We start from the raw sequence: 18,746 nt of genomic DNA, 5'->3' as shown, positions 1-18,746 counted from the left end.
CTGGCCAAGGTCGCGCCGCAGGTGATGCTGACGGGCGGGATCGCCGCGGCCTACCAGGCGGGCAAGGCGCGGTTCCAGGGCCGCAACGCGGTCGCGCCGGTGCTGGAGACCGAGAGCGCGGGGCGCGAGGCCTCGCCGAACCTCTACGAGACCGATGCGGACTCGTACCTGCAGGACCACGCCCTGGGCGAGGAGGTCTTCGGCCCGCTGGGCCTGGTGATCCGCACTGACACGGCGGAGCAGATGGTGACGCTGGCGAAGGGCTTCGAGGGCCAGCTGACGGCGACCTTGCACATGGACGAGGGCGACGCGGGTCTGGCGCGGCAGCTGCTGCCGGTGCTCGAGCGCAAGGCCGGACGCGTGATGGCGAACAACTTCCCCACCGGCGTCGAGGTCTGCGACGCGATGGTCCATGGCGGGCCCTATCCGGCCTCGACCAATTTCGGCGCGACCTCCGTGGGAACCCTCTCGATCCGCCGCTTCCTGCGCCCGGTCTGCTTCCAGAACATCCCCGCAAGCGTCCTGCCCGAGGATATCGCCTGAGCCTTCCCCCCCAACGACAATCCGTCATCCGATCCGGAGGAGTAATCCCATGACCATGTCTCCCGCAGAGCTGAAAGCCGCCCTCGGCTCCGGCCTCCTGTCCTTTCCCGTCACCCATTTCGACGCCGAGGGCCGCTTCGTCGCCGAAAGCTACCGCCGCCATGTCGAATGGCTCGCGGGCTATGACGCGCCCGTGCTCTTTGCCGCGGGCGGCACCGGCGAGTTCTTCTCGCTCGCCCCGCGCGAGATCCCGGGCATCGTCTCGGCCGCCAAGGAAAGCTCGGGCAAGACCGCCATCGTCTCGGGCTGCGGCTACGGCACCGAAATGGCCGTCGAGATCGCGCAATCGGTCGAGAAGACCGGCGCCGACGGCATCCTGCTGCTGCCGCACTACCTGATCGACGCGCCGCAGGAAGGGCTCTACCGCCATATCAAGGCGGTCTGCCAGTCGGTCGAATTCGGCGTCATGGTCTACAACCGCGACAATGCCGTGCTGCAGGCCGACACGCTGGCGCGGCTCTGCGACGACTGCCCGAACCTGATCGGCTTCAAGGACGGCACCGGCGATATCGGGCTGGTGCGCCAGATCACCGCCAAGATGGGCGACCGGCTGACCTATCTGGGCGGCATGCCGACCGCCGAGCTCTTCGCCGAGGCCTATCTGGGCGCGGGCTTCACCACCTACAGCTCGGCCGTGTTCAACTTCGTCCCGGCGCTGGCCAACCGCTTCTACGTGGCGCTGCGCGCCGGCGACCGTGCCACCTGCGAGACCATCCTGAAGGATTTCTTCTATCCCTTCATGGAGCTGCGCGCCCGCCGCAAGGGCTATGCGGTCTCGGCGATCAAGGCCGGCGTCCGGCTTGTCGGCTTCGAGGCCGGGCCGGTGCGCGCGCCGCTCGACGACCTGACCGCCGAGGAAGAGGCGATGCTGCAGGTGCTGATCGACGCCCAGGACGGGCTGCTGGCCGCGGCCTGATCCAGCCCCCGCGTCAGGCGCCCTGCCGCTGCAGGGCGCGGTAGCGCCGGAGGCTGCCCTTGAGGTGACTGCGCATCGCGGTCCGGGCAGCCTCCTCGTCGCCGTCGAGGATGGCGTTGACGATGGCCTCGTGCTCGGCATTGATCTTGCCGATGTAATCGGGCGGCACGCTGGCGGCGCCGCCGAGCGAACGGCGCGGGATCGCCGCCGCGCCCAGAAGCTGCAGGAGCTGGCCGAAGCGCGGATTGTTCGTCGCCTCGGCGATGGCCCGGTGCAGCGCCAGATCCGCCTCCGCCGATCCCTCCGCCCCGTCCGCCGCCGTCACCGCATGCAGGCAGTCGAGGATCTGCGCCTCCTGCGCCGGGCTGCGGCGGATCGCGGCCAGGCCCGCCGCCTCCACCTCGATCGCGGTGCGCAGCTCCAGGAGCTCCATCACCGCGGGCAGACTCGTCATGTCGAGTTCCAGCGGCGAGAAGGGTGCCGAGACTTCCGGTTCGGTGACGAAGATCCCCGCCCCCTGGCGCGGCCGCACCAGCCCGTCGGCGCGCAGCGTGGCCACCGCCTCGCGCACAACGGTGCGGCTGACGCCATGGTCACGGGTCAGCTGCGCCTCGCTGGGCAGCCGGTCGCCGGGCTTGTACTGGCCGCTCTCGATCATCGCGCGCAGGCTGGCGCAGAGCTGCGCGACCAGGCTCTCGCGGCCCTTGGCGGCGGCGGGGGGCGTGTCGGGGCTGTCTGCGCTCAAGGGGATGTCCGTCTCTGCAAGGTCCGCGCCATCGGATGGCATGTCATACAAGTGCGAAATGCCCGGAGGGTCAACGGCTTTCTCGGCCCCCGCGGCCGCCCCCGCGGACCGCCGGCAACCGCAGCGGGATTCAGTCATTGACAGCTTAGCCCGGGAAAATTAATTGTTTTTTGGCAATATTTCGGATCGGCAGCATTTCCTGCCTGCCACCCGGGCTTGCCACAAAAGCCACTGTGCCGGCCCGCGTCAGGTTGCGATTGCGCCAAGGCTGCCGGAAAGGCGGCAGACGTGAAGGCCCTCGGCTCAAGGACGGCAACATGATTATTCATCCGGTTATTCTCTGCGGCGGCTCCGGCACACGGCTCTGGCCGCTGTCGCGCAAGGACTATCCCAAGCAATTCACCCGCATTCTCGGGCCCAAGACCCTGTTCCAGGGCAGCCTCGAACGGTTCTGCGGCGACGGCTACGGCGCCCCGGTCCTGGTCGCCCATTCCGATTTCCGCTTCCTCGTGGCCGAGCAGGCCTCCGAGCTGGGCATCACCGAGGCGGCGATCCTTCTGGAGCCCACCGCGCGCAACACCGCTCCGGCGATCCTGGCCGCGGCGCTGCATCTGGACGCCCAGGGCAAGGGCGGCGAGGTGATGGCGGTCGCGCCCTCGGACCACGTGATCCGCGACAGTGCCGCCTTCCAGCGCGCCATCGAGGCCGCGGCCCCGGCCGCAGCGGCGGGCAAGCTCGTCACCTTCGGCGTCCGGCCCGACCGGCCCGAGCCCGGCTACGGCTATCTCGAGCTCGCCGCCGCCCCGGCGGAGGGCGCGATCGAGGTGATGCCGGTGGAGCGCTTCGTCGAGAAGCCCGGCGCCGAGGCGGCGGCCGGGATGGTCGAGGCGGGCAACTTCATGTGGAATGCCGGCATCTTCATGTTCCGCGCCGACGCGCTGATCGCGGCTTTCGAAACCCATGCCCCCGACATGCTGGCCCCCTGCCGCGCGGCCGTCTCCGGGGCGAAGCCCGATCTGGGCTTCCTGCGGCTCGATCCGGCCGCCTATGCCGACATGCCCGAGGACAGCATCGACTACGCCATCATGGAGAAGGCCGCCGGTGTGGTGGCGGTGCCGCTTTCCTGCGGCTGGTCGGATCTGGGCGCCTGGGATGCCGTCTGGCGCGAGATGGGGCCGGATGCGAACGGCGTCTCGAAGCGCGGCGAGGTGACCGAGGTCGACTGCACCGACACGCTCCTGCGCTCCGAGGAGGACGGGCCGCGGCTGGTGGGCGTCGGGCTCAAGGGCATTGCCGTCGTGGCGATGCGCGACGCGGTGCTGGTGGCCGACAAGTCCGAGCTGCAGGCGGTCAAGACCGCCGTGCTGGAGATGAAGGCAGAGGGCGTGCGCGAGGCCGAGACCCTGCCCCGCACCTACCGGCCCTGGGGCTGGTACGAGACCCTCGCCCTGGCCGACCGCTTCCAGGTCAAGCAGATCATGGTGCCACCGGGCAAGAAGCTGTCGCTGCAGTCGCACCACCACCGCGCCGAGCACTGGATCGTGGTCAAGGGCACGGCGACGGTGACGATCGACGAGGAGGTGAAGCTGGTGACCGAGAACCAGTCGGTCTACATCCCGCTGGGCGCCGTCCACCGGCTGGAGAATCCCGGCAAGGTCAACCTGCACCTGATCGAGGTCCAGACCGGCAGCTATCTCGGCGAGGACGACATCCTCCGCTACGAGGACATCTACAACCGCGCCTGAGCCGCCGGACCGGCCGCTGCCGCGCCTCAGGCGCGGGCGGGCGGCCGGACACCGCACCAATGGCGTTGGGAACTGCCTGACACGTGTCCCAGGCGGGAATCCGGCCAGACCGCGCCTGCCACCGGAAACTGGCCAATCCACGCGTGCGGCCGGAAACCGGCCAACCCGCGCCTCAGGCCGGAAACCGGCCAACCCGCGCCTCAGGCGGGCAACCGGCCAGACCGCGCCTTTGGCGACAACCGGCCAGACCGCGCCTTTGGCGCGAGGGGACCGGCGGCCGCGGATGGTCCTGCCTCCCTTGCGGCGCTTGAACCCCGGGGCCAGGGCGGACTATGTGGCGGGCAACCGCTCCATCAGCAAACGGCGCCCCATGACCCCCAGCTATCTCGTCACCCATTCCGGCGGCTTCCATGCCGACGAAGTCTTCTCCACCGTCATCCTCACCCGGCTCTTCCCCGAGGCCGAGATCGTCCGCAGCCGCGCGCCCGACTGGATCGCCCCGGCCGAAGACCGGATCATCTACGATGTCGGCGGGCTCTACGATCCCGAGGCAGGCATCTTCGACCACCACCAGCGCGGCGCGCCGCTGCGCGAGGACGGCGCGCCCTACAGCTCCTTCGGGCTGGTGTGGAAGCATTTCGGCCGCGACTACCTGGCCGCTTCGGGCGTGCCCGAAGCGCATGTCGATCCGGTCCATGCCTCCTTCGACACGGGCTTCGTGCTGCCGGTCGATCTGGTCGACAACGGCGCGCTGAACCTCTCCGAGGCCGGCGCGCTTTCCGGCATGACCCTGCCCGGGCTGATCGAGAGCCTGAAGCCGGTCTTCGACGACACCGATCCCGAGGCCGAGATCCGCGCCTTCCGCCAGGCGGTGGAGATCGCGCGCGCCTTCATCGAGGCGCGCATCGCCCGCAGCGCCGCCAAGCGCCGCGCCGAGGTGCTGGCCGAGGAGGCGGTGAAGGCCGCGGGCGACAGCCATGTGCTGGAGCTGCCGATGGGCATGCCGTTCCGTCCGGCGGTCATCAAGGCCGGGGCGGACCATCTGCTCTTCGTGGTGACGCCGCGCGGCGGCGACTGGACGCTGGGAGGCATCCGGCTGAACGATGACGGCTTCGAGCAGCGCGCCGACCTGCCGGCCGCCTGGGCCGGGCTGAACGGCGCCGAGCTGGAAGCCGTCTCGGGCGTCGAAGGCGCGATCTTCTGCCATAACGGCCGCTTCATCGCCGCCGCGAAGTCGCGCGAGGCCGTGATGGCCATGGCCGCGCTGGCCGTCGAAGAGGCGCTGGCGGCAGGGGCGGCGCAGGCCTAGCCCTCCCCGGGTGTCCGCCTGACGGACACCCCGGTTCTTTCCATGTCGCGGCCCCGGCCGGTCCCCTATCACCGGGGGACCGCGTCTGGGAGGAACGCCATGGACCATCACGACACCCCACCCCCTGCCGGGGCAGCGGCATGACCGCGCCCCGCACCCGCAGGCTCTCCGCCAGGAAGATCGTCTCGCGCGCCTTTCTCGGCGCGGCAGGCGCCTGCTTCCTCTTCGGCATGGCCGTCACCACCGGCGACGTGGCGCTGCGCGCCCTGGCCGGACGAAACATTCCCGGCGCCATCGAGCTGACCTCGCTCTCGATCGGGCTCGGCGCGCTGCTGTCGATGCCGGTCTGCTACGCGATGCAGAGCCATGTCACCGCGCGGCTGCTCTCGGAGCTGATGCCGAACCGCTTCGGCCGCCCGCTCGGGCTGGCCGGCGCCGCGGTCTCGGCGGCCTTCGCCGCACTGCTCCTGTGGATCATGGCCCAGGCCGCGATCGAGAAGATCGGCTCGCCCGAGACCACCGCGGATCTCGGCCTGCCCGTCCCCCTGGCCACGGCCATCGCCGCGATTGCGCTCGGCGCCTGCCTCGCCGCCGCGCTGGCGGGGCTGCGCCTGGCGCTGAAGAACGACCGGAGCTGGTAATGGACGGCATCCTTCTCGGCGGGATCGGCTTCGGCGCCGCCATCCTCATGATCTTCCTCGAAATCCCGGTCGCCGTGGCGCTCGGCCTGGTCGGGCTTCTCGGCTCGGCCATGATCATCGGCCTGCCCGGGGCGATGGCGATCGGCTCGACCACGATCTGGGACAGCCTGACCAACTACACGCTGACCATGCTGCCGCTCTTCGTGCTGATGGGCAATGCCGCGGCGCGCAGCGGACTTTCCGCCAAGCTCTACCGCTCGATGGCGGTGCTGCTCGGCCATCGCCGCGGCGGGCTCGCGCTGGCCACGATCGGCGCCTCGGCGGGGTTCGGCATGATCTCGGGCTCGTCGCTGGCGACCACCGCCACGATGGGGCGGATCGCGCTGCCGGAGATGCAGGAAGCCGGCTATTCCCGCGCGCTCTCGGCGGGCTCCGTGGCCGCAGGCGGCACGCTGGGCATCCTGATCCCGCCCTCGACCGTGCTGGTGATCTACGCCTTCATGGCCGAGCAGTCGATCCGCGCGCTGCTGCTGGCCACTGCCGGGCCCATCGTGCTGGCGATCCTGCTCTACTGCCTGGCGGTCTGGCTGCCGATCCGGGCGGGCTGGTCCTCGGCGCCCGAGCGCGGCCGCGCCTGCCGCGAGACCCGCCGGGCCGCGCTGCGCGAGCTGCTGCCGCCCGTCGGCATCTTCGGGCTGATCATGGGCGGGCTCTATAGCGGGGTCTTCACCGCCAACGAAACCGCCGCCATCGGCGCGGCCGTGGTGCTGGCCTATGGCGCGCTGACCCGGCGGCTCTCGGCCGAGGGCTTCCTCGCCGCGCTGATGGACACGGCGCTGACCTGCGGGGCGCTCTACCTGGTGCTGATCGGGGCGAACCTCTTCAACTTCTTCCTGGCGCTCTCGGGGCTGCCCTTCTCGCTGACCGGGCTGTTCTCGGGGATCCTCGACCAGCCGCTTCTGGTGATCCTGCTGATGCTGGCGATCTACCTTCTGCTCGGCACGCTGATGGACAGCCTGGCCATGCTGCTGCTGACCGTGCCGCTCTTCGTGCCGATCGCCGATGCGGCGGGCATCAACCTGATCTGGTTCGGCATCTTCGCGGTGATGGTCGTCGAGATGGGCCTGATCACCCCGCCCGTCGGCATGAACCTCTTCGTGCTGAAGGCCGTCGTCCCGGAGGTGAAGCTGACCGAGCTCTGGACCGGCGCCGCGCCCTTCGTCGCCGCCGATGTCATCCGCGTCGCCACGATCATCGCGCTGCCCGCGATCGTGACCTGGCTGCCGCTCAACGCCATCTGAACATCAGGGAGGAAACCATGTTCACCCGACTGACTGCCGCAGGGCTGCTGGCCCTGGCGCTCGCCGCCCCGTCCCAGGCCCGCGAATTGCGCGTCTCGTCCTTCGAACCGGCCCAGGGCTTCTACTCCGCGAAGATCCTGCAGCCCTGGATCGACGAGGTGAACGCCAAGCTCTCGAAATCCGCGCAGCTGAGGCTCTATCCCGGCTCCATCCTCGGCGCGCCGCCCGCGCAGGCGGAGCTGGTGAAGAAGGGCGTCGCCGATATCGCGCTGGTGGTGCCGACCTATACGCCGGGGCTCTTTCCGCTCTCGGGCGTGGTCGAGCTGCCCGGGCTGGTGAAGACCGGCGCGATGGGCGCCGACATCCTCAACACCCTGCAGGAGGAGGGCGCGCTCGACGCGGAATATGCCGATTACAAGGTGATCGCGCTCTTCACCACGCCGGCCTACCGCTTCTTCCTGACCGGCGATCCGGTGGACGATCCGGCCCAGCTTGCCGGGATGAAGCTGCGCTCGCCGTCGAAATTCGGCTCTGAACTCTTCGAGATGGCGGGCGCCTCGGGCGTCGGCATCCCGGCGCCGCAGGTCTACGAGAACCTGGAACGCGGCGTGGTCTCGGGCGCGGCCTGGGTGATGGACGCCTACCGCACCTTCCGGCTCGACGAGGTGGCGCCCAGCATCTCGACCACCGGCTTCATGGCGCAGCCGATGTCGATCCTGATGAACCGGCGCAGCTATGACAGCCTGTCGGAGGCCGACCGCGCGGCGATCGACGCCATGTCGGGCCGCGCCACCGCGGACTGGATCGCCGGGGTGGTCGATGCGACCGATGCCGAGATCGAGGCCGCCTTCCGCGACGAGGGCAAGGTCACCTTCACCGAGCCCGGCGCCGGCAAGGCCGCGCTCTGGCAGGAGGCTTTCGCCGCCGCGCCCGAGCTGTGGATCGAGGAACAGCCCGACCCCGCCGCCGCCGCCGCGGCCCTGGCGCGGGCGCATGAGGTCGCCGGGCCCTGACGCCCTCCGCCGGAGTCCGCGCCCCGGACAGATCGGGCGCGGCGCTCCCCCGGCCTCCCCGGCGCAGCTAGCCTGGGCCATCCCGAATTCCCTATGAATGGAGACGACCATGGCAATCAATGCTCTGGGCTATCTCGGCATACGCTCCGGCAAGCTCGACGACTGGGGCGACTTCGCGGGCAAGCTGCTCGGCATGCAGAGGATCGACCGCGGCGGCAAGGCGCTGGCCTTCCGCATGGACGACCGGGCGCAGCGGCTCTTGGTCACCGACGAGCCGGGCGACACGCTGGCCTTCATGGGCTGGCAGGTGGAGCGGAAGTCGGACCTCGACGACTATGCCGCGCGGCTCGACCGGGCCGGAGTGCAGGTGCATCCGGGGACACCCCAGCTTTGCGACCGGCGGCTGGTGGGAGCGCTGATCTGGTTCGAGGATCCGATGGGCAACCGGGTGGAGCTGTTCCACGATCCGGTGATCGCCGCCGATCCCTTCGTGCCGGGCCGCCCGATCGACGGGTTCCAGACCGGCCCCTACGGCATGGGCCATGCGGTGCTGCATGTGAAGGACATCGAGGTGATGATGCCCTTCTACCGCGACCTGCTGGATTTCCGCGTCTCGGATTACGGGCTCGACCCCTACGGGCTCTATTTCTTCCACGTCAACGGACGGCACCATTCCTTCGCCATGGTCGGCTCGGGGCAGGAAGGCTTCCACCATTTCATGGTGGAGTTCCGCAATCTCGACGACGTGGGGCAGGGTTTCGACCTCGCCCAGCAGGAGGACGGCCGCGTCGCCTACACGCTGGGGCGGCACACCAACGACTACATGACCTCCTACTACGCCAACTCGCCCTCGGGCTTCTTCGTCGAGAACGGCTGGGGCGGGCGGGTGATCGACCCCGCCACCTGGGAGCCGCACGAGACCACCGACGGGCCGAGCTTCTGGGGCCATGAACGGCTCTACCTGACCGAGGAAGGCGGGCGGAAGCGCCTGCGCGACATGCGCCTCGACGCCGCCGCCCGCGGCCGCCGCGCGCCGCCGGTGGCGGAGTGCCCCTGGCTTTTTGCCGAACTGACCAAGCAGTGGAAATGACCATGGACCATTACGACGTCGCCATCGTGGGCTACGGGCCCGCCGGCGCCACGCTCGCCCATCTCCTGGGCCAGTGCGGGCTGAAGACCCTCGTGCTCGAGCGCGAGAGCGCCCATTACCACCTGCCCCGCGCGGTGCATTTCGATGCCGAGGTGATGCGGGTCTTCCAGTGGATCGGCATCGCCGCCGAGATGGAGCCGCTGACCCATGTCCATCCCGGCATGCGCTTCGTCGACGGGGCGGGGCAGCTGCTGCTCGACTGGCCGCGACCGCAGGGCGAGGGTCCGCAGGGCTGGCGCGCCAATTACCGCTTCCACCAGCCGGATCTGGAGGCGCTGCTGCGCCGCCATATGGAGACGCGCGACACCGTCACCGTCCGCACCCGCTGCGATGTCTTCCATGTCGAGGACCAGGGCGACCGCGTCGGGCTGCGCTTCGAGGACATGTCCCGCGGCAAGGTGGAGCGGGTGACGGCCGCCTATGTCGTCGGCTGTGACGGCGCCCGCTCGCTGATCCGCCGCTATACCGAGAGCGGCATGGAGGATCTGGGCTTCCACGAGCGCTGGCTGGTGGTCGACCTGATCCTCAAGGGCGAGAAGCCCGGGCTCGGCGACCATTCGATCCAGTACTGCCGCCCCGGCCGCCCGGCAACCTATGTGCGCACCCCCGGCAAGCGCCGCCGCTGGGAGATCACCGTCCTGCCCGGCGAGGACAGCGCCGAAATCTCCAGGCCCGACTCCGTCTGGGCGCTGCTCTCCGACTGGATCGCGCCGGAAGAGGCCGAGCTGGAGCGCACCGCCGTCTACACCTTCCACTCGCTCGTCGCCGAGGACTGGCGCAGCGGACGGCTGCTTCTCGCGGGCGATGCCTGCCACCAGACCCCGCCCTTCATGGGCCAGGGCATGTGCGCAGGCATCCGCGACGTGGCCAACCTCTACTGGAAGCTCGCGCTGATCTGCCAGGGCAAGGTCGCGGGCGCCGCGGCCGAGCGGCTGCTCGACAGCTACGAGAGCGAGCGGAAACCCAATGCCCGGGAATACATCGCCACCGCCGTGCGGCTCGGCGGGCTGATCAACACCGCGGGCACCGAGGAGGCGCTGCGCGCTGCCCTGCCCTCTGCGGACGGCGCCGCGCGGATGGAAAGCATCGCGCCGCCGCTCGGGCCGGGGCTGGGGACCGGCCCGCTTGCCGGGCGGCTCTTCGGCCAGCCGCGGCTGGCGGACGGCACGCGGATGGACGACCGCCACCCCCACCAGTTCGTCCTTGTCGCCGAGGCCGGGCTGACCGAGGGGCTCGCCCTGCCCGCGGACGTGGCGCTGGTCACCACCGCGGAGTCCGACGCCGCCCGGCATCTGGAGCGGCTCGGCACCCGCGCCGTGCTGCTGCGCCCCGACCGCCACACGCTCGGCAGCGCCGGGACCGCCGCAGAGCTGGCGCAGCTTCTCGCCCTCGCGCTTCCCAATCCCATCGAAACTCAGCAACCGGAACTGGTGTGACCCCATGAAACTCTGCTCTTTCTCCAAGAACGGAACCTCCTCCTACGGCCTCGTCACCGAGGCAGGCATCGTCGATCTCGGCCGCCGCTTCGCCGAGCCGGACCTGCGCGCATTCCTCGCCGCGGGCGATCCCGGGAAGGTCGCGGCACTGGCCTCCGCCGCGCCCGACTACGCCTTCGACGAGGTGGCGCATGAGCCGGTCATCCCGAACCCGGACAAGATCATCTGCGTCGGCCTCAACTACCACGCCCATATCGAGGAAACCGGCCGCGAGGAGACGCCGAACCCGGTCCTCTTCGCCCGCTTCCCCGGCAGCCAGATCGGCCACGGCGCGCCGCTGATCAAGCCGCTGGAATCCGACAAGTTCGACTACGAGGGCGAGGTCGCCGTCATCATCGGCAAGCCGGGCCGCCGCATCCCCGAGGCCGAGGCGCTGGAGCATGTGGCGGGCTATGCCTGCTACAATGACGGCTCGGTGCGCGACTGGCAGAAGCACACCCACCAGTTCATGCCGGGCAAGACCTTCGCGGGCACCGGCGGCTTCGGCCCCTGGATGGTGACCGCCGACGAGATCCCCGACCCGACCAGCCTGCACCTGCAGACCCGGCTGAACGGCGAGGTGGTGCAGGACACTTCCGTCGCGCTGCTGGTGACCTCGATCCCGCGGCTCATCGCCTACTGCTCGACCATCCTGCCGCTTCTGCCCGGCGACGTCATCGTCTCGGGCACGCCGGGCGGGGTCGGCGCGCGGCGCAATCCGCCGCTCTTCATGAAGGAGGGCGATGTCTGCGAGGTCGAGGTCTCGGGCATCGGCATTCTGCGCAACCCGGTCCGGGCCGAGGCCGAGGCAGGCGCCGCCGTCCAGGCGACCGAAGACGCCTGACACCGGCGCGGGGGCGTGACATGCTGCTTTCCATGACAGACGGTCCCGCCCTGCCGAAGACCTCCTCCGGCTCCGTGCGCGCGCTCGCACGGGGCCTGGCCGTCCTGCGCCATGTCAACGAGGTCGGCGAGGCGCGGCCCGGCGAGATCGCCCGGGCGCTCGGCCTGCCCCGCCCCACGGTCTACCGGCTGCTCGAGACGCTGGAAGAGCTGGGCTATGTCGCCTTCTCCGCCACCTCGCAATATGTCCGCGTCACCCGTTTCGCCGCCGCGCTCGGCGACGGCCATGCGCTGACCGCGGAGATCGCCCAGGCGGCCGGGCCGATCTTCGGGGAATATGCCGGGCAGGTGGTCTGGCCGCTGGACCTGACGGTCTACCACAACGCCGCGATGGTCATCCAGGAAACCACCCATGGCCGCTCGCCGCTGTCGATCGACCGCGGCATGACCGGCTACCGGCTGCCGATGCTGCGCACCTCTGCGGGCCGCGCCTATCTCGCCTTCTGCCCCGACGAGGAGCGCGCGCTGATCCTCGACCATCTGCGGCGGCTCGGCGATCCGGCGGACCTGCCCTTCCTCGAGGAGCGCTGGCTCCTGCGGATGATCTCCGAGACCCGCGCGCGCGGCCTCGCGATCCGCGACAGCGGCGAGTTCCGCGCCGAGACCGCCTCCATCGCCGCGCCGATCCGCGCCGGGACCGGGCTTCTGGGATGCATCTCGCTGATCTGGATCCGCAGCGCGATGGGCACCGGCAAGGCGCTGTCCGAATACGGCGCGCCGCTGGCCGAGATTGCCGGACGGATCGCCGCGGCGCTGCCCGACTGAGGCAGCGCCTGCGGGCTCAGGCGGTGTAGCCCGGGCGCGGCACCGCCGCCATCAGCCCCTGCGAGAGCCCGCCATCGACGACGATCTCCTGGCCGGTGACATAGCCCGCCCGGGCGCTGGCGAGAAACAGCACCGCCTCCGCCATGTCGGCCGGCGTGCCGATCCGCCCGGCCGGGACATGGCGCTCGCGCGCGGCGCGGACCTGCGGATCGGCATAGAAGGCGGCGCTGAGCGGCGTCACCACCAGGCCCGGGCTGACCACGTTCGAGCGGATGCCCTCGGCCGCCATCTCGAAGGCCAGCTGGCGCGAGAGCATCGCCACCGCCGCCTTGCCGGGGCTGTAGGCGCCCGAGAAGGGCTGCGGCTGGCTGGCCGCGATCGAGGCGACATGGACCAGCGCCCCGCCGCCCCGCGCCGCCATCTGCCGGGCGAAGACCTGGCTGGCCAGCAGGACGCCCTCCAGATTGACCGCCAGCATCGCCTTCCAGTCGCCCAGCGGCAGCCCCGCCAGCGGCCCCGGGCGCAGGATCCCGGCATTGTTCACCAGGATGTCCGCCCCGCCGAAGGCCGCGGCCACCGCCTCGCCCGCGCGCTCCAGGCTCTCGGGCGAGGTCACGTCGCAATCGAGCGCCAGGAAGCGCCCGGCCTCCGTCTCGGCGGGGAAATCCGCGGCCAGCGCCTTGCCGCGCGCCGCGCCCATCTCCAGCGAGACGGTGTTGCAGCCCGCGGCGAGGAAGCCCTCGAGGCAGGCGCGGCCGATGCCGCCGCCGCCGCCGGTGACGACCGCCGTGCGCCCGCCGAGCCCGAGCCAGTCCATGCCGCCGGTCATGCCGCACCTGCCAGATGGCGGCCGGTGATATAGCCGAAGGTCATCGCCGGACCCAGCGTGATGCCCGCGCCGGGATAGTTGCCGCCCATGATCGAGGCACGGTCATTGCCGACCGCGTAGAGCCCCGGAATGGTGCCGCCCTCGCGGTCCAGGACCTGCCCCTCCACCGTCGTGTCGAGCCCCTCGAACGTGCCCAGATCGCCCATCACCAGCTTGACCGCATAGAACGGCCCGGTCTCGATCGGCGCGACGCAGGGATTGGGCGCGACCTCCGGATCGGCGAGATAGCGGTTGAAGGAGGTCGCGCCGCGGCCGAAGGCCGGATCCTGCCCGTCCTGCGCGCCGCGGTTGTATTCCGCCACCGTCGCCTCGAGCCCCGCGGGATCGATGCCGCAGGCCGCGGCCAGCTCTGCCAGCGTCCGGCCGTGCTTGAGATAGCCGGTGCGCTGCGACAGCACGGGCGGCACAGGCGCGGGCTTGGCATGGCCGAGCCCGTATTTCGACAGCGCCCTGCGGTCGGCGATCAGCCAGCAGGCGGTCTCGGTCCCGCCCTCGCAGGCGCGGATCATCGCCGCGCCGACATCGTGGTAGCTCTCGCTTTCATTGGTGAAGCGCCGCCCGTCCTTCAGCACGGCGATGATCCCCGGCTTGTAGCGGTCAAGCAGATGCGGGAAGGCGATATGCCCGCCCTTGCCGTCCGGCACCTTGGAAACCGGCATCCAGGCGGCGGCATTGGGGAAGCGCAGCTCGAACCGCCCGCCCGCGGCGATGCCCAGCTCGATGCCGTCGCCGGTGCTGCCCTCCGGGACCGGCGTCAGGTGCTCGCCACCGCGGCGCATATGCGGATAGGCCTGCCGGATCCGCTCCAGGTCGCGGGCGAAGCCGCCCGCCGCCAGCACCACCGCCTTGCCGGCATGGACCGTCACCGTGCCGTCGGGCGTCGCGATCACCGCGCCGGTGACGCCGTCGGGCCCGCTCAGCAGCTCGGTCGCGGCGCAGCCGGTATGGATCGGGATCCTGCGGTCGAAGCAGCTCTTGGCCAGCCGCGCGGCCAGCGCGTTGCCCGATGTCACCTTGGTCCCGCGGCCATGGCGGAGGACCTCGCCGAAATGCCCCGCAAGCCGCCGCGCGACATAGAGGAACGAGCCGAAGGACTTGGTGGCATTGAAGAAATGCTTGATGTCGGCATTCGAGGAATTGAACATCATCCCCATGAAGGTGATCGTCTTCAGGGGCGGGCGCAGCCGCTTCATGTCCTTGCCGAGCGCCGAGGTATCATAGGGCGCGGCCAGCACCGAGCGGCCGGTATCGACCCCGCCCGGCGCCAGCGGATGGTAGTCGGGATAGAGCGTCGGCACGAAGGCGACCTCGGTCTCGCGCTCGAAGAAGTCGAGCATCTCGGGCCCGGTCCGCAGATAGGCCTCCACCGCTTCGGCATCGTAGAAATTGCCGGTCTCGGCCTGCATGTAGCGCCGCGCCGCGTCGCGGCTGTCCGCGCCGCCGCAATGGCGGTTGCCCGGGATCCACAGCACCCCGCCGGAAAAGGCCGTGCTGCCGCCGAAGACCGGCTCCTTCTCGATCACCACCACGTCGAGCCCGTGCTCGGCCGCGGTGATCGCGGTCGCCAGCCCGCCGGCGCCGGAGCCGATCACCAGCACGTCGCATCGCTGCCCGTCTCGGAGCGTTTCGTCCATCCTCTGTCCTCCCGGAATCTGCGGCGCCGCCTCTCCCTGGCCCGCGCCCATCTCCGGCAATCTCGTTCGGACCGGCGCCGGAATGAATGGACGCAGCCCGTCAAAAATTGCATATTTGGATGGCCGCGCCCGGGAGGAGACAGGCGCGGACAAGCTGGCAGGGAGGCGGCGCGCGATGCTGGATTTGGAAATTCCCCTTTGTTTTCTGTACGGAGACCCCATTTCGGATGTCGAGATGGACTTCCTGCATATCGAGCCGATCCGCGAACGCAGCGGGGCGCATGATTGGATTATTGGAGAGCATTCCCATCCCGATCACGTGCAGATCCTGCTGGTGGAGCGCGGCGGCGGCCGCTACCTGGTCGAGGGGCAGGAGCTGGCCGTGCCCGAGGGCAGCCTGATCCTGGTCCCCGCCGGACTGGTCCACGGGTTCGAGTTCTCCGCAGGCACCGACGGCTGGGTCATCAATGCCGCGACCGGCTATCTGCGCGCGGTGGCCGGACAGGATGCGCGGCTTCTCGCGCCGCTCTCGCGCCCGGCGGTCTACCCGCCCGAGGATGGCGAGGGCGCGGCGGCGCTCTTCCGCGGCTGCTACCGCGAATATGTCTGGTCGGCGCCGGGGCGGCGGGCGGCGATCCGCGGCCTGGTGCTGCAGATGCTGGTGGCGCTGATGCGCGCCGCAGCCGAGACCGGCGGCCCGTCCCTGGCCGCGGGCGACCGCGACTACGCGCTGGTCTGCCGCTTCCGCGAGGCGCTGGAGGAGGGCTTCCGCACCCAGCGGACCATCGCGGAATATGCCGGCGCGCTCGGCGTGACGCCGCACCGGCTGAACCAGGCCTGCCGGGCGCGGGCGGGCAAGTCGCCCTCGGCGCTGCTGCATGACCGGACCATCGTCGAGGCCAAGCGCTATCTCGTCTATCTCGACCGCTCGGTGGCGGAGATCGGCTTCGAGCTGGGCTTCGAGGATCCGGCCTATTTCAGCCGCTACTTCACCCGCCGCACCGGCCAGACCCCGGGCGGCTACCGCAAGGCGATGCTGGCCGGGCGCAGCCGCGCGGGCTGAGCGGCAAATCTGCAAGAAGAACCCGCAAAGCTGCATTCTCCGCCCGGTCCCGGCGGGCTAGACCCGTCGCAGGCAAGCCGAGGAGGGCAGATGATGTTCCATGAATTGCGGATCTACGACCTGGTGCCGGGCAAGGCCCCCGACTATCTGGAGCTCTTCCGGAAGAACGGCGTGCAGCATGTCACGCGGCACCTGCCGCTGGCGGGCTACTGGCTGACCGATAGCGGCGCGCTGAACCGGATCTACCATCTGTGGATCTACGCCTCGCTGGAAGAGCGCGCGGCGGCGCGGGCCGGGCTGGCCCGGGACCGCGACTGGAACGAGGGCTTCGTGCCGGCGGGCTTCCCGCTGATCGTCAGGCAGGAGAACCTGCTGATGCGCTGCGAGGCCTCCTCGCCGCTGCTCGATCTGGTGGCGGCGGCGCGGCGCCAGGCGCATCCGCCGGATGCCCAGGGCACGCCGATGTTCGGGGAACGGCTCCTGACCCTGGCCGAGGGCGATGGCGCGGCCGCGGGCGAGCAGCTGGGCCGCTGGCGGGCGGTCTCGGGGGCGGCGCCGGGGCGGGTGCTGTCGCTCTTCGCGCATGCGCCGGGCGAGGATCCCTTCGCCACCGCCGAGGGCGCGGCCCGCCACGAGATCCTGCGCCCCCTGGCGCTCTCGCCGCTGCGCTGACGCGGACGGACCGGCGGGACGCGCCGCCGGTCCGGGTCTCAGCCCATCAGGTTCGGCAGGGCGAGGATCAGCTCGGGGAAGGCCAGGATCAGGCCGATGATGACGACCTCGCCGACAAGGAAGGGCGTCACCCCGCGGAACACGCTTTCCAGCGGAATGTCGGGCCGGATGCCGCTGACCACGTAGCAGTTCAGCCCCACCGGCGGCGTCACCACGCCGATCTCGATCAGCTTGACCAGGAGGATGCCGAACCAGATCGGGTCGTAGCCGAGCGCGGTCACCGCCGGGAAGACGACCGGCAGGGTCAGCATCATCATGCCGAGCCCGTCGAGGATCATCCCCAGAAGGAGGTACATCACGATGATCCCGGCCATGATGACCCAGCGCGGCGTGTCGAGCCCGACCACCATGTCGGTCACCTGTCCCGGCAGCCCGGTGAAGGCGAGGAAGCGCACGAAGATCATCACCCCCCAGATCACCATGAAGATCATCACGGTGGTGCGCACCGTGTCGAGGAGCCCGTCGCGGAACTCGCCCAGGCCGATCCGCTTGAAAAGCGCCATGGCCAGGATGATCGCGGTGGCGACGCCCGCGGATTCCGTCGGCGTCATCCAGCCCAGGTAGATGCCGCCGAGGATCACGCCGACCACCGCGAAGACGCCGCTGACCTGCGGCAGCGCGCGCAGCTTCTCGCCGAAGGTGGTCGAGGGCTCCAGCGGCGCGAGCCCGGGCTTCAGCTTCACCACGACGGTGATGACGAGGAGGTAGACGATGACCGAGATCACCCCCGGGACCAGCCCCGCCAGCAGCAGCTTCGCCACCGACTGCTCGACGATGATGCCGTAGATCACCAGGATGGCGGAAGGCGGGATCAGCGCGGCCAGCGTGCCGCCCACGGCGACCACGCCCGCGGCCAGGCGGCGGTCGTAGCCGCGCGCCTCCATCTCGGGCAGGGCCAGCCGGGTGAAGACCGCGGTCGAGGCGGTCGAGGCGCCCGAGACCGCCGCGAAGCCCGCCGAGGCGAAGATCGTCGCCGTGGCCAGCCCGCCCGGCGCGCGCCCGACCCATTTGCGCGCCGCGTCATAGGCCGAGGTGGTGATCCCCGCATGCATGGCGAGAAAGCCGATGGTGATGAAGAGGGGCAGCACGCTCAGCGCGTAATGCCCGGAATTGGCATGGGGCACGATGCCCGACAGCCCGGTCGCGACGGTCGGGTTCCTGAGGATCATCATGCCGGCAATGCCGGTGAAGGCCGAGGCATAGGCGACCGGCACGCCGGTCACGACCAGCAGCACCAGCACGAGGATGCCGATCACGCCGAGGGTAATGGGGTCCATCTGGGCTCCTCACTCGTAGGGGGTTGTCTCGATGGCATCCGCCGGATGCCCGAAGATGCGCGAGCCGTCGCCGTTCCGGAGCATCAGCCGCAGCGCCTCGGCCCATTGCAGCGCCAGCCGCAGCGCCAGGAGCGCCAGCGACAGGGTGACAAGCAGGATGCCGGGCCAGAGCGGGATGCCGAGCTCGGGCGTGTCGCCGCCATTGCCCCAGGCGCGCTGGAAGTTCAGCCAGCTGCCCTTGGCCAGAACCACCGTCACGAAGAGCGCGACCGAGAGCGCGAAGATCTCGCCCGCCCATTTCGCGCGGCCCTTCAGCCGGTCGCTGACCAGCGTCATGCGGACATTGCCGAAATGGCTCTGGCAATACGACACGCCCAGCGTCACCAGCGCGACCATCAGCTGCTCGACGATGTCGATCGAGCCGCGGATCGCGTGGTTCAGGATCCCCCGGCCCAGCACCTCGGCGCAGACCAGCGCCATCAGCGCCAGGATCAGGATGCCGGCGACCAGCGCCGCCAGCCGCTCCACCCGGCCGAGCGCCCGGTCCGCCTGTTCAATGAGGCTGCGCATCCGGGACGGCTCCTC

At 70.4% G+C, this 18,746-nt stretch carries 17 protein-coding genes and 1 pseudogene; 13 read left to right on the top strand and 5 right to left on the bottom strand.

Annotated elements, in window-relative coordinates; all coding sequences use genetic code 11:
• Together FGX59_RS28560 and kdgD are read left to right on the top strand one after the other, a co-directional pair.
• Nucleotides 1-543: pseudogene (locus tag FGX59_RS28560) on the top strand (aldehyde dehydrogenase (NADP(+))); the annotation flags it as partial.
• 55 nt (nt 544-598) lie between these two features.
• Nucleotides 599-1,519, top strand: a complete 921-nt coding sequence (gene kdgD / locus FGX59_RS28555) for a 5-dehydro-4-deoxyglucarate dehydratase (RefSeq protein ID WP_138470788.1) — start codon at nt 599-601, stop codon at nt 1,517-1,519.
• Nucleotides 1,520-1,532: 13 nt separating this feature from the next.
• Here the strand turns inward: kdgD and FGX59_RS28550 are convergent, their stop codons facing one another.
• Nucleotides 1,533-2,264 (bottom strand): FadR/GntR family transcriptional regulator, encoded by a 732-nt coding sequence (locus tag FGX59_RS28550; protein ID WP_240722787.1) that lies wholly within the window; start codon nt 2,262-2,264, stop codon nt 1,533-1,535.
• Between the two features lie 317 nt (nt 2,265-2,581).
• Between FGX59_RS28550 and FGX59_RS28545 the strand changes: the two genes are divergently transcribed.
• From FGX59_RS28545 to FGX59_RS28505, 9 genes are all read left to right on the top strand, one after another.
• Complete coding sequence (locus tag FGX59_RS28545; RefSeq protein WP_240722786.1) at nt 2,582-4,009, top strand: mannose-1-phosphate guanylyltransferase/mannose-6-phosphate isomerase; 1,428 nt, start codon at nt 2,582-2,584, stop codon at nt 4,007-4,009.
• A 370-nt stretch (nt 4,010-4,379) separates the two neighbouring features.
• Nucleotides 4,380-5,318, top strand: a complete 939-nt coding sequence (locus FGX59_RS28540; protein ID WP_138470778.1) for an MYG1 family protein — start codon at nt 4,380-4,382, stop codon at nt 5,316-5,318.
• Between the two features lie 140 nt (nt 5,319-5,458).
• Nucleotides 5,459-5,959, top strand: a complete 501-nt coding sequence (locus FGX59_RS28535) for a TRAP transporter small permease (protein ID WP_138470776.1) — start codon at nt 5,459-5,461, stop codon at nt 5,957-5,959.
• Nucleotides 5,959-7,260 (top strand): TRAP transporter large permease, encoded by a 1,302-nt coding sequence (locus FGX59_RS28530; protein WP_138470774.1) that lies wholly within the window; start codon nt 5,959-5,961, stop codon nt 7,258-7,260. Before FGX59_RS28535 ends, FGX59_RS28530 begins: the two co-directional genes overlap by 1 nt.
• Before the next feature lie 17 nt (nt 7,261-7,277).
• On the top strand, nt 7,278-8,273 hold the full coding sequence (locus tag FGX59_RS28525; protein WP_138470772.1) for a TRAP transporter substrate-binding protein: 996 nt from the start codon (nt 7,278-7,280) through the stop codon (nt 8,271-8,273).
• Nucleotides 8,274-8,382: 109 nt separating this feature from the next.
• Nucleotides 8,383-9,363, top strand: coding sequence for a VOC family protein (locus FGX59_RS28520; RefSeq protein ID WP_138470770.1), 981 nt, complete (start codon nt 8,383-8,385; stop codon nt 9,361-9,363).
• A gap of 2 nt (nt 9,364-9,365) precedes the next feature.
• On the top strand, nt 9,366-10,859 hold the full coding sequence (locus FGX59_RS28515) for a bifunctional 3-(3-hydroxy-phenyl)propionate/3-hydroxycinnamic acid hydroxylase (RefSeq protein WP_138470769.1): 1,494 nt from the start codon (nt 9,366-9,368) through the stop codon (nt 10,857-10,859).
• Nucleotides 10,860-10,863: 4 nt separating this feature from the next.
• Nucleotides 10,864-11,742, top strand: coding sequence for a fumarylacetoacetate hydrolase family protein (locus FGX59_RS28510; protein WP_138470767.1), 879 nt, complete (start codon nt 10,864-10,866; stop codon nt 11,740-11,742).
• A gap of 32 nt (nt 11,743-11,774) precedes the next feature.
• Nucleotides 11,775-12,566 carry a DNA-binding transcriptional regulator gene (locus FGX59_RS28505; RefSeq protein WP_138470765.1) on the top strand — a complete coding sequence of 264 codons (792 nt, stop codon included), beginning with the start codon at nt 11,775-11,777 and terminating at the stop codon, nt 12,564-12,566.
• Between the two features lie 16 nt (nt 12,567-12,582).
• Here FGX59_RS28505 and FGX59_RS28500 read toward each other — a convergent pair whose 3' ends face one another.
• Nucleotides 12,583-13,395, bottom strand: a complete 813-nt coding sequence (locus tag FGX59_RS28500; protein WP_240722785.1) for an SDR family NAD(P)-dependent oxidoreductase — start codon at nt 13,393-13,395, stop codon at nt 12,583-12,585.
• Nucleotides 13,392-15,089, bottom strand: a complete 1,698-nt coding sequence (locus FGX59_RS28495) for an FAD-dependent oxidoreductase (RefSeq protein ID WP_138470763.1) — start codon at nt 15,087-15,089, stop codon at nt 13,392-13,394. The genes FGX59_RS28500 and FGX59_RS28495 overlap by 4 nt, the downstream gene beginning before the upstream one ends.
• A gap of 235 nt (nt 15,090-15,324) precedes the next feature.
• Between FGX59_RS28495 and FGX59_RS28490 the strand changes: the two genes are divergently transcribed.
• A complete protein-coding gene (locus FGX59_RS28490) occupies nt 15,325-16,152 on the top strand; it encodes a helix-turn-helix domain-containing protein (protein ID WP_240722784.1) in 828 nt (275 codons plus the stop codon).
• A gap of 93 nt (nt 16,153-16,245) precedes the next feature.
• Nucleotides 16,246-16,824, top strand: coding sequence for an NIPSNAP family protein (locus FGX59_RS28485; protein ID WP_171060873.1), 579 nt, complete (start codon nt 16,246-16,248; stop codon nt 16,822-16,824).
• Nucleotides 16,825-16,862: 38 nt separating this feature from the next.
• Here the strand turns inward: FGX59_RS28485 and FGX59_RS28480 are convergent, their stop codons facing one another.
• Both FGX59_RS28480 and FGX59_RS28475 read right to left on the bottom strand, forming a co-directional pair.
• Entirely contained in the window at nt 16,863-18,161 is a 1,299-nt protein-coding gene (locus tag FGX59_RS28480; protein WP_138470757.1) for a TRAP transporter large permease, read from the bottom strand.
• 9 nt (nt 18,162-18,170) lie between these two features.
• Nucleotides 18,171-18,731, bottom strand: a complete 561-nt coding sequence (locus tag FGX59_RS28475; protein WP_171060872.1) for a TRAP transporter small permease — start codon at nt 18,729-18,731, stop codon at nt 18,171-18,173.
• Nucleotides 18,732-18,746: the final 15 nt, after the last annotated feature.

The organism is Poseidonocella sp. HB161398 (genome assembly GCF_005870025.1).
Classification (GTDB): Bacteria; Pseudomonadota; Alphaproteobacteria; order Rhodobacterales; family Rhodobacteraceae; genus Mangrovicoccus.
Note: the sequence above shows the minus strand (reverse complement) of the source record. Positions and strands in the feature narration are given on the sequence as shown.

Excerpts from the sequence above, each read along its gene's own strand:
- kdgD (WP_138470788.1), top strand. The coding sequence starts at position 599 with ATGTCTCCCGCAGAGCTGAAAGCCGCCCTCGGCTCCGGCCTCCTGTCC.
- FGX59_RS28545 (WP_240722786.1), top strand. The coding sequence starts at position 2,582 with ATGATTATTCATCCGGTTATTCTCTGCGGCGGCTCCGGCACACGGCTC.
- FGX59_RS28540 (WP_138470778.1), top strand. The coding sequence starts at position 4,380 with ATGACCCCCAGCTATCTCGTCACCCATTCCGGCGGCTTCCATGCCGAC.
- FGX59_RS28535 (WP_138470776.1), top strand. The coding sequence starts at position 5,459 with ATGACCGCGCCCCGCACCCGCAGGCTCTCCGCCAGGAAGATCGTCTCG.
- FGX59_RS28530 (WP_138470774.1), top strand. The coding sequence starts at position 5,959 with ATGGACGGCATCCTTCTCGGCGGGATCGGCTTCGGCGCCGCCATCCTC.
- FGX59_RS28525 (WP_138470772.1), top strand. The coding sequence starts at position 7,278 with ATGTTCACCCGACTGACTGCCGCAGGGCTGCTGGCCCTGGCGCTCGCC.
- FGX59_RS28520 (WP_138470770.1), top strand. The coding sequence starts at position 8,383 with ATGGCAATCAATGCTCTGGGCTATCTCGGCATACGCTCCGGCAAGCTC.
- FGX59_RS28515 (WP_138470769.1), top strand. The coding sequence starts at position 9,366 with ATGGACCATTACGACGTCGCCATCGTGGGCTACGGGCCCGCCGGCGCC.
- FGX59_RS28510 (WP_138470767.1), top strand. The coding sequence starts at position 10,864 with ATGAAACTCTGCTCTTTCTCCAAGAACGGAACCTCCTCCTACGGCCTC.
- FGX59_RS28505 (WP_138470765.1), top strand. The coding sequence starts at position 11,775 with ATGACAGACGGTCCCGCCCTGCCGAAGACCTCCTCCGGCTCCGTGCGC.
- FGX59_RS28500 (WP_240722785.1), bottom strand. The coding sequence starts at position 13,395 with ATGACCGGCGGCATGGACTGGCTCGGGCTCGGCGGGCGCACGGCGGTC.
- FGX59_RS28495 (WP_138470763.1), bottom strand. The coding sequence starts at position 15,089 with ATGGACGAAACGCTCCGAGACGGGCAGCGATGCGACGTGCTGGTGATC.
- FGX59_RS28490 (WP_240722784.1), top strand. The coding sequence starts at position 15,325 with ATGGACTTCCTGCATATCGAGCCGATCCGCGAACGCAGCGGGGCGCAT.
- FGX59_RS28485 (WP_171060873.1), top strand. The coding sequence starts at position 16,246 with ATGTTCCATGAATTGCGGATCTACGACCTGGTGCCGGGCAAGGCCCCC.
- FGX59_RS28480 (WP_138470757.1), bottom strand. The coding sequence starts at position 18,161 with ATGGACCCCATTACCCTCGGCGTGATCGGCATCCTCGTGCTGGTGCTG.
- FGX59_RS28475 (WP_171060872.1), bottom strand. The coding sequence starts at position 18,731 with ATGCGCAGCCTCATTGAACAGGCGGACCGGGCGCTCGGCCGGGTGGAG.